A 17,656-nucleotide genomic window follows, 5' to 3' on the forward strand; every position below is an offset into this window, starting at 1 on the left:
TAGTGGGTTCTTTTTTATGCATTATTTTGCTTTTTAAGTAAGTCTCTGATTTCTTCTAATAATACTTCTTTTGAATCTACAGGTGGAGCTTCTTTTGTAGCTTCCACGACATTTTCTTTTCGTTTAAATTTAGATAATAAGCGAATAAACAAAAAGATAGAAAAAGAAATAACGATAAAATCAAAAACAGACTGTATAAAATTGCCGTATAAAATTTCTGTTTCCTTGTACTTAAATGACAAGGAAGTGAAATCAACGCCATTTAATAGAAGTCCAACTAGCGGAGTAATAATATTTTCTACCAATGAAGATACAATCTTTCCAAAAGCAGCACCAATAACAACTGCTACAGCCAAATCTAGTACATTTCCCTTAAAAGCGAAATCTTTAAAGTCTTTCAACATATATTATCACCTCCATTGTGCCATACTACAAAAAAATGCTAAAAATGTATAGGGAGTTTCGACATATTTAGACTACTTTTTTGCAAGAAAACATGCTATTGTTTTCTTTGAGTGATAAACGGGTAAGATAGACGATGACACAAAAGTATTACGTGAAATAGGTGAATAAAGCTATATGAAGCAAAAGAAGGGCACATCCTATAAAGCTAAAGCTTGGATACTTGTATTACTTCTTCCCATTACGATTACCGTGTATATACTGTTGATCATCGGGTGGAAAGAATTACAGAGGATACCGGTAGTAATGGAATGGGCAGAATCCATTCATTTAAAATCATTTTCTCAAGAAAAATTAGATATCCCTGAAGAATATATTGCAATCTACCAACAAGCAGAAGAGATATATGGTGTGCCATGGACACTACTCGCTGCCCATCATCGAATGGAAACTATATTTTCAACCATGGATCCACTGCTTTCTCCAGTAGGGGCAGAGGGGCATATGCAGTTCATGCCATGCACCTTTGTAGGTTGGTCCCATCCTAGCTGTAGCGGGTTAGGACAAGGCGATATCCCTGAAAAGGATAAAGTAAATCCCGAAATAATTGCAGAGTACGGAGGATATGGTGTGGATGCAAATAAGGATGGGGTAGCTGATCCTTATGATATAGAAGATGCCATTTTCAGTGCGGCAAACTATTTAGCAGCAAGTGGAGCGGCTGATGGCGAATTAGAAAAGGCTATCTTTAATTACAACCGGAGCGATAAATACGTAGAAGATGTGTTGTATTTTTACCATTTATACGAAAGTCAGTTGGAAGCACTCCAATCTGCCTCTGCTTTACAAACAGAAAAAAAGGATGGACTCTAATTGGAGCCCATCCTTTTGCTTATTTACGTGTGGATTTTAAAATAAGACTTAAAATGAATACTAAAATAATGGCACCGATTAATGCAGGAATGATTGCCATATCCCAAACAACTGGACCAAAGTCTGAGAAGATTAGCCCACCAATCCAAGCACCAATAATACCTGCGATGATATTACCGATAATACCTCCAGGTATATCTTTACCTAATATTAGTCCTGCTAGCCATCCAATAATACCACCGATTATTAAATATAATATGAATCCCATATTCATTCATCTCCTTCTAAGAATGTTGTATTGCTGTACATTCTTTATATAACCAAGCGTGAGAAAAATTAAACATGCTATCTTTATTTTTATTTCGGCCTGTACCTTATCATCAAAGCTCCTCCTTAGGATTGAAGCCGAAACGGCTGACTCATGAGCGACTATAGAAAAGCATGAAGGTGTATGCAACACAAATATCCTGACATATGAATTTCTTCAATTGAACGTTCAAATAAAAAGAAGGTGCAAATTAGTGAACAAAAGAACTGTATCGAGTTTTATCCATTCAAATAATGGTCACTATATAATGCACGTCCTGTCGTGTGCCGAATATTATGAAGAGGAAATAATACATGTGTTGGATGGAATGGTTTATTTTCTGTGTGTAATTCTACAGCGAAAACGAGCTAATAGTATGCTTTTTCAACTAAAAACACTTCTTCCTTAGTAACTATTGGTAAGAATGAATAAAATGAAAACACTATAGCATAATATAAAGTTACTATTCAAAATATTTTGCTATTTTAAAAGGTAGCGTGTATAATAACAAAAAAAGGGAGTGGAGAATATGGACATTGAAGTGACAAAGAAGTTAAATAAGCAAGGGGTATGGTTCGCGATTCTCCATACAGTATTCATTTTAAATTTAGCAATAGACATATTTTCATTACACTAGAATGATAATTTATAAATACAAAACGACCAAATGTATCTTACTCATTTGGTCGTTTTACTTTTATGTTACAGAACCACTTTCAAACTTGGTTTCTTTATAATACATATTTTTTACTAGAATGTTAGGGCCTAAGCATTTTACTGCTGGACAATGACAATTCAATGACTTAGATAGTGGGGAAGCGAGCCATTTATCAAAAATAGCAGGAAGAGTATCCGTTTGAATATTTCCGAGCTTCGGTGCATCTCCAAAATCCGTTACAATGACTTCACCCGAAAAGATATTAATATTTAAACGAGATCTCCCATCAGGATCGTTTCGCACGGAAACGTTTTTGGCTTTTTTTAATTTATTTAAAAGTTCTAGACTTCTATGATTCTGACTGCATGGATAAAACGGTAATGTCCCGAACAGCATCCATGTCTCTTCATCACGAAAATTAAGTATTTGTTCGATTGCATCGTGGGTTTCATCTAAAGTAAGCGTAGTAAGTGCGCTCGCAAAATCTGAAGGGTACATTGGGTGAATTTCATGCCTTGCGCATTTCATTTCTTCTACTACCTGCTTATGGATATGCTCCAAATAGGGAAGTGTTTTTTTGTTTAACATTGTCTCTGCTGAAACCATAACCCCTGCTTCTGAGAGCATTCGACTATTGTCGATCATTCGTTGAAACAATTTCGCACGTTGCTCATATGTCGGTTTTCTATCCATCATCGCAAAGCCAGTTTCAACAAATTCGTCAATTGTACCCCAATTATGCGAAATATGTAGAACGTCTAGGAACGGAGCGATCAGTAAATATCTATCTGTATCTAACGTTAGGTTGGAATTTATTTGTGTTCGGACACCACGACTTTTAGCGTACTTTAATAGTGGCAGCACATAATTCATAACAGATTTCTTAGAGAGCATCGGTTCTCCGCCTGTAATGCTAATTGTTTTTAGGTGAGGTATCTCTTCTAGTCTTGTCAAAATTAAATCGATAGGAAGTGCCTCATCATCTTTTGTTTGTAGCGTATATCCAACTGCACAGTGTGCACAGCGCATATTGCAAAGATTAGTTGTAGTGAATTCAATATTGGATAATGTAAGTTTGCCGTGCGTTTCGATGTCACGATAAGCTTCCCACGGATCATTGGTTGGTGTCATTTTGTTTTTTGTAAGCATGTAAAACTTCCTTTCCAATATGATATTGTCTCATACTCTTATGAAAATGAAAATATAACTCGGCGGAAAGATTGCACGGAGGAGCGATGGGGTATAAGATAAATAACCAGATAAGAGTGGAGGAATAACATGTTTATTGGAAATAATAATGAAATTAGAGCTGCCCTTTTTCAGCAAGTGGATACATTGACGGATTTAGAATTCAACAAAAAACCAGACCCTGAATCTTGGTCTCCAAAAGAGATCATCGATCATTTGGTAAAAATGGAGCAAACAATTACAAAAGGGATAAAAGCTCAATTAGCTAATCCAGAAAGTCCGAAAGCAAAGAAAAAACCAATACAGCTTTCGACATTACGATTCATTAAAGTAAAAGCACCGAACCATACAGTGCCTTCCTCAGATTACGAAACGAAGGAAAAGATGAAGCTATTACTTCATGAAGCTAGAATGGAATTACTTTCTGTCTACACATCCAGTAATCTTAATGTATTAAAAACAAAATCATTGAAACACCCTGTTTTTGGGAAAGTTCCACTAATTCAATGGTTTCCTTTCGTTGGACTGCATGAGAAAAGACATTTAAAACAATTAGAAAATACGATTGAGAAACTGAAAGGTCATAAGGAATAATTATCACTTATAATAATTTTAATGTAATTTACTTATCGACTTTATTCGAGTATGATTGAAGTTGGAGAGAAGTCACTAGAATAGAGTCTTTTCAATAGACATTAGGAGGAAAAGTTATGGCAAAAAGTAATTTACACAACAGCCGTGCTTCTTTTTCTGTAAATGGTAAAGAGTATAACTACTACCGTTTAGCAGCTTTAGAAGAAGCTGGAATCGCAAATGTTTCACGCCTTCCTTATTCAATCAAAGTATTATTAGAATCTGTTTTACGTCAATATGACGGCTATGTTATCAAAGATGATCATGTAAACCAATTAGCAAAATGGGGAAAAGATGCAAATACAGAAGCGGAAGTTCCATTTAAACCTTCACGTGTAGTACTACAAGATTTCACTGGGGTTCCAGTAGTTGTAGATTTAGCATCACTACGTTCTGCGATGAAAGAAATGGGTGGAAACCCAGACAAGATTAACCCTGCAATTCCAGTTGACCTTGTAATCGACCACTCAGTACAAGTAGATAAATACGGTACTGATACAGCGTTAAAAGTAAATATGGATCTTGAGTTTGAACGTAATGCAGAGCGTTATAATTTCCTTAAATGGGCACAAACGTCATACAACAATTTCCGCGCTGTTCCACCAGCAACAGGTATTGTTCACCAAGTAAACTTAGAGTACTTAGCGCCAATCGTGCATGTAAATGAAGATGCAGATGGTACATTAGAAACTTTCCCAGATTCAGTAGTAGGTACTGACTCTCATACAACAATGATTAACGGTCTTGGTGTATTAGGATGGGGTGTAGGTGGTATCGAAGCAGAAGCAGGAATGCTTGGACAGCCTTCATACTTCCCAATTCCAGAAGTAATCGGAGTTAAACTAGTAGGAGATCTTCCAAATGGAACAACTGCTACTGACTTGGCACTTAAAGTAACTCAAGTATTACGTCAACGCGGCGTAGTTGGTAAATTTGTTGAGTTCTTTGGTCCTGGTGTATCTAAATTACCACTAGCTGACCGTGCGACAATTGCAAATATGGCTCCTGAATATGGTGCTACTTGTGGTTATTTCGCAATCGATGAAGAATCACTTAACTATTTACGATTAACTGGTCGTGAAGAAGATCATATCGCTGTAGTAGAAGCATACTTAAAAGCAAATGATATGTTCTTTGATCCAACATTAGAACCAGTTTATACAGATGTAATTGAAATCAACCTAGCTGATATTCAAGCAAACCTTTCTGGACCAAAACGTCCGCAAGATTTGATTCCACTTTCTGACATGAAAGCTCGTTACCATGAAGCAGTTGTTGCTCCTCAAGGTACACAAGGTTTCGGTTTATCAGAAAAAGAATTCGATAAAACGGCAACTGCTAAATTTGCAGAAGGTGATGTAACAATTCCAACAGGTGCTGTAGCAATTGCTGCAATCACTTCTTGTACAAATACATCTAACCCATACGTAATGCTAGCGGCTGGTTTAGTTGCGAAAAAAGCAGTTGAAAAAGGCTTAACAGTTCCTGCATACGTAAAAACTTCTTTAGCACCAGGTTCAAAAGTTGTAACTGGTTATTTAGAAGATTCAGGACTAAACGAATATCTTGATAAAATTGGTTTCAATACAGTTGGTTACGGCTGTACAACATGTATCGGTAACTCAGGACCATTACTTCCTGAAATCGAAAAAGCAATCGTTGACGAAGATTTATTCGTAACTTCTGTTCTTTCTGGTAACCGTAACTTTGAAGGACGTGTACACCCACTAGTAAAAGCTAACTACCTGGCTTCACCACCATTAGTTGTTGCTTATGCACTTGCTGGAACAGTAGATATCGATTTACAAAAAGATTCATTAGGAAAAGACAAAGATGGCAATGACGTATTCTTTGCAGACATCTGGCCTTCAACTGATGAAGTAAATGCAGTGTTAAATAAAGTAGTTACTCGTGAACTATTCCAAAAAGAATATGCACGTGTATTTGATGAAAACGAAGCATGGAACGCAATTGAAACGTCAACTGAGTCTCTATATTCGTTTGATGATACATCAACATATATTCAAAATCCACCGTTCTTCCAAGGATTGTCTAAGGAGCCTGGTGATATTCAAACACTTGCTGGACTCCGCGTAGTTGCGAAATTCGGTGATTCAATCACTACTGACCATATTTCACCAGCAGGTGCGATCGGTAAAGATACACCAGCAGGTAAATACTTGCGTGAAAATGGTGTAGAAATCCGTGATTTCAACTCTTACGGATCTCGTCGTGGTAACCACGAAGTAATGATGCGTGGTACATTTGCAAACATCCGCATTCGTAACCAAATTGCTCCAGGTACAGAAGGTGGATACACTACTTACTGGCCAACTGGCGAAATTATGGCAATCTATGATGCTGCTATGAAATACCAAGAAGAGGGTACTGGTTTAGTAGTTCTTGGAGGAAAAGACTACGGAATGGGATCATCTCGTGACTGGGCAGCTAAAGGGACAAACCTTTTAGGTATTAAAGCTGTTATTACAGAAAGCTTTGAACGTATTCACCGTTCAAATCTAGTAATGATGGGTGTTTTACCACTTAATTTCTTACCAGGTGAAAACGCTGATACATTAGGTTTAACTGGTAAAGAAGAAATTAGTATTAATATTGCAGAAGGTGTTAAACCTCGTGATATTTTACAAGTTACTGCTAAAGCAGAAGATGGTACAGAAAAACAATTCAATGTACTTGCTCGCTTTGACTCCGAAGTAGAAGTTGACTATTACCGTCACGGTGGTATCCTTCAAATGGTACTACGTAACAAAGTATTAGAAGCATAATTAAATGGAAAAGAGCCTAATTCACTTGCTGAATTAGGCTCTTTTTTGAAGTGCGACGATTTTTGCGTCGTAGTGAGCGGCAGTAAGTTCGCGACCTAAATCCTATTTTGTCGCCGATTGCATTTGCTTAGGTTCCAGCAAATGGTGTACGAAACAAGAGAAAACGCTCACTGGATGCAACCAAGCCGACCTTTCTGCTTAGCTCTATTAAATATTCTTCATACAGAGGTGTTTCATTTTCAACTTAATTTGTTATAGAAAGAGTTAGTTGCTCTCGTGAGTAAACTGGTTGCTTTAAAACCAGAATTGGTTGCTGTCAACAGTCGCTTGGTTGCTTTCAGCTGCTGTTTGGTTTCCCTTAGCCATTTTTAGGATGTTGGCATTTCATAATCTGCTTTTTATAAAGTGGATATTGAGAAAGCAAGCCATTAATTGGATTTGTCTCCAGCTCTTTAATACAATTGCTAATTTTCAATGGGATGAATAGGCCTTTAACTGGTGGCATATTATCAAAGTAAATGATGTAGGAGTGGCTGAGGCGAAAAAAAGAAAAAAAGGTTTTGTCGTGGGTGTGCTTATTTTATTTGCTTCTCTTTCTTTTGTGTTATTTACAAATGCTCCAAAGGCAGTATTGGAAATTTGTTCACCACTATTTCAAAATGGTTCGTTAGAGATGCAAATAATGCAACTAACGCTTATGGAGAAAGGTGGATTGTATGACCAAGTGGGACAAAGACTAAAGGAAAAAGGCTACGAGCACTCTATTCTTGGTGGAATAACGGAAAAAGATAAAATATTAGTCAAATTTGTACTTAAGAATCAAGAAGCTACTGAACAAAGACAGGAAGAAATTAGGGATATTTTTCATGATTATATCGAAAAAAATAACTTAAACACTCAAACGTTTACTGTGAAAGTAAGTAATGACACTAGTACAAACTGGAGATGAAAAACACCTTTCTTTTTCAAAAGGTGTTTTATTTTATGCATCGCTATTGATTATTCCAGTCTGGTTTAATAATTGAAAAAATATAAGCATCGTTTGATTTGTTATCTTGATAAATATATCCTCTTAAAAGCCCTTCCTTTTGAAAGCCTAAGTTTAATAGTAGCTTAAAAGAAGGTTCGTTCTCCGGGAAAGTAACTGCTCCTATGCGATATAAATCTAATTTGTCAAAGCAATACTTGATAACTGCTCCTGCAGCCTCACTAATGATACCTCTTCTCCAGTACTCTGGCTTCAAGTCATATCCTATTTCCGTTTTTCTACTAGCTATTTGGAGATTATTCAACCCGATTGTTCCTACAAATTCCTCTGTATCTTTAAATGTTATACCCCAGCGGATAGATCGCTTTTCTTGAAAACTTTTCTGAAAAGAATCTACTAGATTCATTGCTTGCTGTATGTCTGTGAAATGCGCCATACCATAATATTTTGTAACTCGCACGTCGGAAAAGATAGAAAAAACATGATCGATATGATCTTCAGTAATCTGAACTAGTTTCAGTCGATCCGTTTGTAAAATAGGAAATTCCATTTAAATGTTTCCTTTCTTTCTTGCGTTTATTATTGAAGAATATCTTAACATACTTCTATATTTCATGATACATCTGAATTATCATTTAATTAAGATAATTAATATGGTAGAATTAGTATAAAAGATGATGCTACTTAATCATGATCGGAGGTAAAGGATGGAACAAACAACGATAATTACATCAAAAATGACCCCGCCTGTTACATCTTCCTTTTACATGAGAAGATCATCCCTTATCAAGAAATTAAAAATGAATACGAATAGCAAATTATCTATTTTACATAGTGGAGCTGGTTTTGGTAAAAGCTCTGCATTAGCTCAAGTGTATGCCGATTCAAAAGAATCATATTCTTGGTATTCGATATCGGAGGAAGACGATAATATTCATCCTTTTCTTCGGTATCTAGTTCAAAGTATTCGCAAAGTTATCCCGAAGTTCGGTGCAAGTTTAATGGAGCGAGATTTGCTTTCTATGTATCCAAAAGAAGAGGAATTGACGCAGTGGTATTCATTATTTAGTAATGAACTCGCAAAGATTGAGCAACCCTTTACTATTGTCCTAGATGACTTTCATCTCATTGATCATGTCTTTCATATAAATTATATAATCGAAAAAATAATTGAGTTTCTTCCAGCTCATATTCATCTTGTAGTCGCTTCTAGAACTCGCCCTAAGTGGTCAATCCTATTAAAACTCAAACTAAAAGGCCAGTTAGTGGAAATTACGGAAAAGGACTTTATGTTTACAGAGGAAGAAATACAAGTATTTTTGGAAGATTATTTTGAAAAAACGATTACGGAGGAAGAAGCAGCGGAGATTATGAGACTGACAGAAGGTTGGGCGATCGCCATTCATTTAATCGCAATGCAGCTTGCGGAGACAGACAAACATATCAACGAGTTAGTGGACCCCACCTTAAAAGATTTGTTTTCTTATCTGTCTGAAGAAGTATTTCTATTGATGAGTGAAGAGGATAAACAATCGTTGTTGAACTTTAGCATATTTCCGATATTCACGGAAAAAGAAATTCGGGCATTTTTTGGTGAAAATGCAGCAAAAGATCTAGAGAGGTTATCAAGTAGTCATGCATTTATTCAAACCTTAAGTAACCCAGGATCTTATCGCTTTCACGCATTGTTTCAGCAATTTTTAGAAACGAAATGGCTGCAAAAAGATAGTAGTTTGTATTATGAAACGCATAAAAGAGCTGCTAATTATTTTAGTGAACAGCAAAATATCATTCAATCCATATATCATGCAGTAAAAGCAAATGATGAATATTTTCTTGGAACAATAATCGCCCAGTTTGCCGCTTTCATCATTCAAGATGGGCAATTTGATTGGTTTTTAGATTTGCTAAAGGAGCATCTTTCGGATAAAAAACGAGAAGAATTCTATGAGCTATTCTTTTATGAAGGCGAGTGTCATCGTTATCGGGCATTTTATGAGAAAGCTAGAAAAGCGTATGAGACTTGTTTGGCTCTTGCGTTGGAAAACAAAAATGCTCTCTATTTAAGTCGAGCAAATGTAGGGCTTGCGCATATATATTTAGATACGATCCAACCTGCTCTTGCAAAGCCTTATCTAGAGGATGCGGTGAAGTGGGCAGAAGATAGTCCAGAAATGGAGATTCACGAGAGAACCGTATTGAAACGGTTATTAGCTGAGAACCTAGTGAACTTAGGTAAGGCAAATGAGGCAAGTGATTGGGTTCGACAAGAGGAGTTAGATGCATCGATTCTTAAAGAAGGTAATCTAGATGCACGAATCCTCCTTAGAACCGGGTTACTAAATGAAGCCGAGGTACTATTAAGAAATAGGATTAATGATGAGATCAACTTACCGGATTCCCATAGAGAAACAGAAGTACTTCTTTCCTTTATATACTCTTTAACAGGAAATATAGAAGAGGCAAAACGTTCTGCTATTAAAGGGATTGATACGGGTATTAGAGAAAAATCTAGTTTTGTGGAGGCAGTCGGTTGGATACGTCGAGGACATGCCGAAATATTAGACAATCCCTTCGATTTAGAAACTCCTGAGAAGTATTACTTAAAAGCGGTTCAAGGTATGGGAGAATTAAATGTGTCTAGAGGAAAAGCAGAGCCTTTTATGGGTTTAGCTATTTTAAAATCGAGGCAAGGATTGTTTCAAGAAGCCATATCATACGGGGAAAGTGGTTTAATAGAAACAAATAAAGGAAATGACTATTGGTTATCTGCATATATTTTAGTTTGTTTATCCATTGTTTATATAGAAAATGAGATGCTGGAGAAAGCTTTACAGTCTATTTGGGATGCGAATCGTCTATTTAAAAATGGTGGGGATGTATACGGCGAAATGATTTCTGATTATTGGTTAATGTTTATTCATGACAAATTAGCGGATCAGGAAAAGTTTGTTTTACATGCTGAAAAGTTTGCATCTATTTGTGTACAATATAAATTTTCTTTTTTCCTACTAAAAAAGACTATTTTCGGTCCTGCAGATCTACAATTGCATTATCCGTCATTACAAAAAGCACTCGTATTAAAAACAGATTCCTCCCCATTGCATACATTAGCAAATTTGTTAAAAATAAATTCAAGCACTAATTATCCAGGATATCAGCTAACGCTACAACTATTCGGTCCTTTTACGCTTTTTATGGGAAATGAAGAAATTAGTGAGCGGAAATGGCAACGCGATAAATCAAAGGAATTGCTTTCTTATTTGTATTTGCATCGAAATCGTTTTGTCCCAAAAGAAGAATTGATGCATGCGATATGGGGAGAAGGTGACGAGAAATCGCTAAATCGGGATTTTAAAGTAGTATTAAATGCCCTATTAAAAGTGATAGAACCCAATCGTTTAGCGAGGGAAGAATCCTTTTTCATCATTCGAAAGCAAGCGATGTACCGAATAAATCCGGAAGCCGCTGTAACGAGTGATTTAGAATCATTTCAACATCTGACGGAAAAAGGGTTGGAGGAAAAGAACCCGATGCTGTCAGCGGATTACCTACAAAAAGCAGTCAAATTGTATAAAGGCGAATTATTAGAGGATAAATCTAGAATCGATTGGATATCACATGATCGGGAAAAAAATCAGCAACAATATTTACTCGTGTTAGAAAGGCTCGCTCAAACGTATACGAGATTGAAAGAGTTCGAAACATCCATTTACTGGGCGGAGAAATTAATAAGAGTGGATCCCACATGGGAGGAAGCCTATCGATTATTGATGTTCGCCTACTATCAGCTTCAAAATAGAACACAAGCAGTGAAATGGTATGAAAAATGTATTTCCGTACTATATACCGAGCTAAAAGTAGAGCCGATGCATACGACGATTCAAATGTATGAAATGATTACAAGCTATGGTTGAACGCAGAAAAGCTATGATTTTCTGCGTTTTTTGATTCCCCCAAAAAATTTAATAAAACATTTGCTCCTGCGCGAGCTCGTCGCAAAAGAGTTACAAAAGCAAAGCTTTTGTAACTCTTTTGTAACTCCTTTTCAGTACTATAAACGGGAAGCATGGTAACGCTTACAAAAAAGATCAAAGGGGGATTTACATGCCAAAAAAATGGGGCCTTTTATTGTTGTTCGTATTCGTCTTAATTTTCAGTGCAGCTTGTAGTGATGATTCAAGTTCAACGGGTACAACGAAAGAAGAAACAGACGAAGGAACAACAACACCAGTATCTAGTGAAGTGACGGAAGAAGGAGGCACAATCAAAATTGGTGTGCTTGCCTCATTAACGGGTGCACTGGAGTCTTATGGGAAACAAACGAAAAATGGTTTTGAGTTAGGACTTGAATATGCTACAGACGGAACACTGGAAGTAGCAGGCAAGAAAATTGAAGTTGTTTACGAAGACACAGAAACGAAGCCAGAAGTTGCTGTACAAAAAGCTACCAAGCTATTAGAAGAAGATGAAGTAGATTTTCTAGTTGGATCCTCTAGTTCAGGTGATACGTTAGCGGTGCTTCCTCTCGCGGAAGAATATGAAAAGATTATGATCGTTGAACCAGCAGTAGCTGATAGTATTACAGGTTCAGAGTTTAACCCGTATATTTTCCGTACGGCACGTAACTCTTCACAGGACGCAGTTGCAGGTGCAGCGGCAATTGCTAAACCAGGTGTAAAAATTGCAACATTTGCACCAGATTACTCTTTTGGATGGGATGGAGTGGCAGCATTTAAAGCAGCTGCTGAAAAATTAGGTGCAGAAATTGTATTAGAAGAATATGCTGATCCTGCAGCTACTGATTTTACCTCTAATCTACAAAAGATTATCCAAGAAAAACCGGATTACTTATTTGTTGTGTGGGCTGGAGCGAACTCACCATGGAACCAAATTGCTGATTTAAAAATGCAAGAAAAAGGGATTAAAATTTCAACTGGAGCACCTGATATTCCAGCTTTATCTATTATGGAACCATTAGTTGGAATGGAAGGATTCTCTGTTTACTATCATACGCTTCCAGACAATCCGATCAATGATTGGTTAGTGGAAGAGCATAAAAAACGTTTCAACGGAGAAGTGCCGGATCTATTCACTCCAGGTGGTATGTCTGCTGCTATCTCAATCGTGGAAGCTTTGAAAAAATCAGAAGGAAATGCAGATGGAAATGAACTGATCAAAATAATGGAAGGTATGTCATTTGAAACGCCAAAAGGAACGATGACTTTCCGTCCGGAAGACCATCAAGCATTACAGCCTCTTTACTCGATTAAATTAGAAAAACAAGAAGGCGTTGACTATCCTGTTCCAGTATTAATAAGAGAGCTGTCACCAGAAGAAACTGAACCACCGATTTTAAACAATAAATAAGCCAGAGTAGTGATAGACTAAGCAATTAGCTCTATCGCTCCCCATATGATAGAGCTTGTTCTATCGTATGGGGAGCGATAGAAGAAAGGGGTATATGAAATTGGAACCAATACTGAAAACAGAAAATCTAACGATTAAATTTGGTGGGCAAACTGCTGTAGATCATGTGAATTTTACGATGCCAGCAAAGCATTTCAAATCGATTATTGGACCGAATGGCGCCGGTAAAACAACTTTTTTCAACTTGATAAGTGGTGAGTTAAAGCCCACAGAAGGAGATGTCTTTTTTAGAGGGGAATCAATGGCCAAATACTCGTCCGTTGAACGCACAAGAAAAGGACTTGGACGATCATTTCAAATTACAAATGTGTTCCCCAATCTAACGGTAATCGAAAATGTCCGACTAGCAGTTCAATCGAAAGAAAATATCCGATATCAAATGTTCCGCCATTTTACTGCATACAAGGATTTGCATATACAAGCAGAAAAATTACTAGAAGTGGTATTACTTTCAAACAAAGCGAATGCAGTAGCCAATCAATTATCTCATGGAGAGAAACGAAAACTAGAAATTGCGATGTTACTTGCGCTTGATACAGAAGTTTTACTATTAGATGAACCAACCGCTGGAATGTCACTAGAGGAAGTACCGGCTATTCTGGATGTAATTAAACAAATCAAACAAGCTGGAGACAAAACGATTTTGCTAATCGAGCATAAGATGGATATGATCATGGACCTATCCGATTCTATTATGGTGCTTTTTAATGGTAGATTACTAGCGGACGGAACTCCAAAAGAAATCATGGACAATGAAACTGTTCAAAATGCTTATTTAGGGGGACTATACGATGAGCATCTTGCTTAAAGTTGATAATATTCACACGCATATTGGCCAGTATCACATTTTACAAGGCGTTTCCTTTGAAGCAAAAAAAGGCGAGGTAAGTGTTTTACTTGGGAGAAATGGAGCTGGAAAAACGACTACGCTAAAGACAATTATGGGTTTGACTCCAGCAACTTCTGGAACGGTCACTTTTTTGAATGAAGGAATCACCAAAAATGCAACACATCATATTGCTTCTAACGGAATCGGTTATGTACCAGAGGATCAAGGAATCTTCGGAGCACTAACCGTAGAGGAAAACCTAAAAGTGGCGATGAAAAAAGAAAATGATGCTGCGCGGGAAAGACAAGAGTATGTACTCGACCTTTTTCCTGACTTAAAGAAGTACTGGAAAAAAGAAGGCGGACATCTATCCGGAGGTCAAAAACAAATGCTATCGATGGCACGGGCCTTTATTAATGATAGCAAGTTACTGCTTATAGATGAGCCTTCCAAAGGGCTTGCTCCCGTTGTGATTGAAAAAGTAATGGAAGCCATTATAGAAATGAAAAAACAAACTACTATTATTCTAGTAGAACAAAACTTTATCATGGCCAGCAGGATAGGAGATACATACACATTAATCGATGATGGTGAAACCATACAATCGGGACAAATGAGTGAATTGATCCAAAATGAAGAGTTGAAACGACAATATTTAGGAATTGGGTAAGGAGGGGAAACAATGGAATTAATCATCAATTTATTAATAAACGGATTAGCGACAGGCATGCTTATCTTTCTTCTAGCAGCCGGACTCACATTAATATTTGGATTAATGGATGTACTAAATTTTGCACATGGTGGTCTGTTTGCCTGGGGTGCCTTTTCAGGCGTTTGGTTCTATGGGTTAACCAACAGCTTTACTGTAGCAATTATCGGAGCTATTTTAACTGGAATCGTGCTTGGGTTTATTACGGAAAAGCTTATTATTACACCAGTTTACGGCAATCATATCCAACAAATTTTAATAACGCTCGGATTTATGATTGTGTTATCTGAAATGCTAAAAGTCGTTTTTGGACCAAACCAAATCGCAGCTAAGACCCCCCCATTGTTATCGGGCAGTTGGGAAATCGGAGATGTCATTATTATTAAGTATCGCTTGTTTATCATCCTAGTAGGCATTCTAGTCTTTGGTATCTTCCAGTTCATCTTAAAACGCACGAAAATAGGATTAATCGTACGGGCAGGCGTAATGAACAAAGAAATGGTGCAAGCGCTCGGCATTAATATTAAACAAGTATTTTTGTATGTATTTATGGTAGGAGCAGCCCTTGCTGCGCTTGGAGGAGTACTGATGGCTCCTTATTCAGGGGTTATTTATGCAGAAATGGGTATGGAATTCGCGATATTAGCGTTTATCGTAGTTGTGATAGGCGGGATGGGTAGCTTTCCAGGTTCTCTTCTTGCTGCAATACTTGTCGGTCTTGCGGGCAGCTTTATGGCGTATTATGTTCCTGCACTATCACTTGCGGTTAATATGATGCTTATGGCAATTGTATTAATTTTCCGTCCGCAAGGTTTGTTTACAGCGAAAGGATGATGCGAGATGAAGACAAAATTCCAAGTTAATAATGGTATCTTACTTGTCATAGTGGCAGCCCTCGCTGTGTTCCCTTTTGTTTCCGATTCACGGACATGGACTATTTTGTTGACGCAAATATTCATCTTCTCTATTTTGGCGATGAGTTATGATATTTTGCTAGGGTATACGGGGATCGTATCATTGGGCATGCAATGTTTTTTGGAATGGGTGCTTATGCAACCGCAGTTATGCTCGATCGTTTTGACCCAAGTTTAAGTGTCTTTTTTCTTTCCATTGCGGTCGGAATGGTCATTTCAGGGGTTATCAGTTTTTTAGTCGGTCTATTAACACTTCGACTGAAGAGTCATTTCTTTGCTATGCTGACACTTGCAGTTTCCGGTTTATTTTTGGTACTTGCAGAGAAGTGGAGAACGCTCACACATGGAAATGATGGATTCACGTTTCGTGCGCCTGATTTCTTTAAAGATCGTGTGATGTTCTATTTACTCGTACTTGCTTGTTTAGTGCTTGTATATTTCCTATTGCGTCGGTTTGTTTCTTCTCCTTTAGGAAGAGTGTTGATCGCAGTACGTGAAAATGAACAACGAACGAAATCATTAGGCTTCCAGACCTTGCACTACAAGGTGATTGCATCTGTGATTGCAGGGATTGTCGCAAGTTTAGCGGGTTCTCTCTATGCTATTTCCTTACGTTTTGTCAATACGAGTGTGCTTACGATGGATATTACGCTAGATGCACTACTTATGACGATTATTGGAGGAGTCGGTACATTAATCGGACCGATTATTGGTGCGGGTGTTATTGAACTTGCACAGCATTACTTATCTGGTCTTGCTAAAGAATATCCTATATTTGAAAGATGGATCATTTTCTTTGGAATCATATATATATTGGCGGTTATCTTTTTCCCAAGAGGGATTGTTGGAACGATTAGTTTTGCGTTTTGGAAACGTAAAAACAACGAACAGAAAGTTAAAATGGCTCCTAAACGAAAGGAGCTACTAAAATGACGATAGGGATTGTCAGTACTGGCGTTTACATACCAGACAACGTAATGACAGCTGAAGAAATAGCTGCGCTATCTAAGTTACCGCTCCATGTTGTAAAAGACAAAATGGGAATCACACAAAAAGCCATTCCTGGCCCAGATGATCATACAGTAGCAATGGGAATTCGAGCAGCAGAAAAAGCACTGCAAAAAGGAAATATTGACCCAAAAACGATCGATTTAGTCATCTATATAGGAGAAGAGCATAAAGAATATCCTCTATGGACTGCTGCTATCAAGATGCAAGAAGAACTCGGTGCTTATCATGCTTGGGGATTTGATGTTGCGCTTCGCTGCGGAACAACGATTATGGCCATAAAAGTTGCGAAAAGTTTAATGGAGGCAGACGCGACGATCAACACCGTTTTACTGGCCGGTGGTTATCGTAATAGTGATTTTATCGATTATACGAATGAACGCACCCGCTTCATGTTTAACTTAGGAGCAGGCGGAGCCGCAATGATACTGAAAAAAGATCATACTGAAAACATAATTCTAGAGACGGATATGATGACGGATGGATCTTTTTCAGAGGATGTCGTTGTACCAGTCGGCGGAACAAAAGAACCTTTGACTACGAATCATTTAGAAAAAGGATTATATCGCCTAGATGTATTAGACCCAGAAGGCATGAAGACGAGGCTAGAGCAGAAATCCATGCAGAACTTTTTAAAGGTCATTCGACATGCATTGATGAAAAGTGGTTATGCCGAGCCAAACATTGATTACTTGGCTATCCTCCATATGAAAAAATCGGCACATGATTTTGTATTACAGGAGCTTGGTTTAACAAGTGAGCAAACAACTTATTTAAGCGATTACGGTCATATTGGACAAATGGATCAAATAATATCACTGGAACTCGCACAAAAAGAAGGGAAATTAAAGGACGGCGATTTAGCTGTTTTAGTCAGTGCTGGAATAGGGTATGCATGGGGTGCAGTAGCTGTTAAATGGGGAAGATGAAA

14 protein-coding genes and 1 pseudogene are annotated in these 17,656 nt (G+C 37.5%); 11 read left to right on the forward strand and 4 right to left on the reverse strand.

The genetic code is table 11. From position 1 onward, the window contains the following. Positions 1-14: 14 nt before the first annotated feature. Positions 15-404 (reverse strand): large conductance mechanosensitive channel protein MscL, encoded by a 390-nt coding sequence (gene mscL / locus OR571_RS17660; RefSeq protein WP_282244684.1) that lies wholly within the window; start codon positions 402-404, stop codon positions 15-17. Positions 405-579: 175 nt separating this feature from the next. On the opposite strand from mscL, the gene OR571_RS17665 reads away from it, so the two are divergent. Continuing rightward, the gene (locus tag OR571_RS17665; RefSeq protein ID WP_282244686.1) at positions 580-1,275 is read left to right on the forward strand and encodes a lytic transglycosylase domain-containing protein; all 696 of its coding nucleotides are present in this window, start codon (positions 580-582) and stop codon (positions 1,273-1,275) included. Positions 1,276-1,294: 19 nt separating this feature from the next. Here OR571_RS17665 and OR571_RS17670 read toward each other — a convergent pair whose 3' ends face one another. Both OR571_RS17670 and yfkAB read right to left on the reverse strand, forming a co-directional pair. Further along, a complete protein-coding gene (locus tag OR571_RS17670) occupies positions 1,295-1,543 on the reverse strand; it encodes a GlsB/YeaQ/YmgE family stress response membrane protein (RefSeq protein WP_282244687.1) in 249 nt (82 codons plus the stop codon). A gap of 736 nt (positions 1,544-2,279) precedes the next feature. After that, the gene (gene yfkAB, locus OR571_RS17680; RefSeq protein ID WP_282244688.1) at positions 2,280-3,389 is read right to left on the reverse strand and encodes a radical SAM/CxCxxxxC motif protein YfkAB; all 1,110 of its coding nucleotides are present in this window, start codon (positions 3,387-3,389) and stop codon (positions 2,280-2,282) included. Between the two features lie 129 nt (positions 3,390-3,518). Here yfkAB and OR571_RS17685 point away from each other — a divergent pair, with 129 nt between their 5' ends. The 3 genes from OR571_RS17685 to OR571_RS17695 all read left to right on the forward strand — a co-directional run bounded on the left by OR571_RS17685 (position 3,519) and on the right by OR571_RS17695 (position 7,796). After that, on the forward strand, positions 3,519-4,022 hold the full coding sequence (locus tag OR571_RS17685) for a DinB family protein (protein ID WP_282244690.1): 504 nt from the start codon (positions 3,519-3,521) through the stop codon (positions 4,020-4,022). Between the two features lie 116 nt (positions 4,023-4,138). Further along, positions 4,139-6,847: an aconitate hydratase AcnA gene (acnA, locus tag OR571_RS17690; RefSeq protein ID WP_142536939.1), complete on the forward strand. Its 2,709-nt coding sequence runs from the start codon at positions 4,139-4,141 to the stop codon at positions 6,845-6,847. Between the two features lie 529 nt (positions 6,848-7,376). After that, positions 7,377-7,796 carry a hypothetical protein gene (locus OR571_RS17695; RefSeq protein ID WP_282244692.1) on the forward strand — a complete coding sequence of 140 codons (420 nt, stop codon included), beginning with the start codon at positions 7,377-7,379 and terminating at the stop codon, positions 7,794-7,796. 43 nt (positions 7,797-7,839) lie between these two features. Here OR571_RS17695 and OR571_RS17700 read toward each other — a convergent pair whose 3' ends face one another. Next, on the reverse strand, positions 7,840-8,385 hold the full coding sequence (locus tag OR571_RS17700) for a GNAT family N-acetyltransferase (RefSeq protein WP_282244694.1): 546 nt from the start codon (positions 8,383-8,385) through the stop codon (positions 7,840-7,842). Between the two features lie 157 nt (positions 8,386-8,542). Between OR571_RS17700 and OR571_RS17705 the strand changes: the two genes are divergently transcribed. From OR571_RS17705 to OR571_RS17735, 7 genes and pseudogenes are all read left to right on the forward strand, one after another. Further along, positions 8,543-11,752 carry an AfsR/SARP family transcriptional regulator gene (locus tag OR571_RS17705; RefSeq protein WP_282244696.1) on the forward strand — a complete coding sequence of 1,070 codons (3,210 nt, stop codon included), beginning with the start codon at positions 8,543-8,545 and terminating at the stop codon, positions 11,750-11,752. 190 nt (positions 11,753-11,942) lie between these two features. Continuing rightward, on the forward strand, positions 11,943-13,205 hold the full coding sequence (locus OR571_RS17710; RefSeq protein WP_282244698.1) for a substrate-binding domain-containing protein: 1,263 nt from the start codon (positions 11,943-11,945) through the stop codon (positions 13,203-13,205). A 100-nt stretch (positions 13,206-13,305) separates the two neighbouring features. Continuing rightward, the gene (locus OR571_RS17715) at positions 13,306-14,073 is read left to right on the forward strand and encodes an ABC transporter ATP-binding protein (protein ID WP_282244700.1); all 768 of its coding nucleotides are present in this window, start codon (positions 13,306-13,308) and stop codon (positions 14,071-14,073) included. Then, entirely contained in the window at positions 14,057-14,764 is a 708-nt protein-coding gene (locus tag OR571_RS17720) for an ABC transporter ATP-binding protein (RefSeq protein ID WP_282244702.1), read from the forward strand. Before OR571_RS17715 ends, OR571_RS17720 begins: the two co-directional genes overlap by 17 nt. A gap of 12 nt (positions 14,765-14,776) precedes the next feature. Then, the gene (locus OR571_RS17725; protein WP_142536946.1) at positions 14,777-15,637 is read left to right on the forward strand and encodes a branched-chain amino acid ABC transporter permease; all 861 of its coding nucleotides are present in this window, start codon (positions 14,777-14,779) and stop codon (positions 15,635-15,637) included. A gap of 6 nt (positions 15,638-15,643) precedes the next feature. Continuing rightward, a pseudogene (locus OR571_RS17730) lies at positions 15,644-16,650 on the forward strand (branched-chain amino acid ABC transporter permease). Further along, a complete protein-coding gene (locus OR571_RS17735; protein WP_282244706.1) occupies positions 16,647-17,654 on the forward strand; it encodes a 3-oxoacyl-ACP synthase in 1,008 nt (335 codons plus the stop codon). Before OR571_RS17730 ends, OR571_RS17735 begins: the two are co-directional and overlap by 4 nt. Positions 17,655-17,656: the final 2 nt, after the last annotated feature.

Source organism: Psychrobacillus sp. NEAU-3TGS (assembly GCF_029955155.1).
Classification (GTDB): domain Bacteria; phylum Bacillota; class Bacilli; order Bacillales_A; family Planococcaceae; genus Psychrobacillus.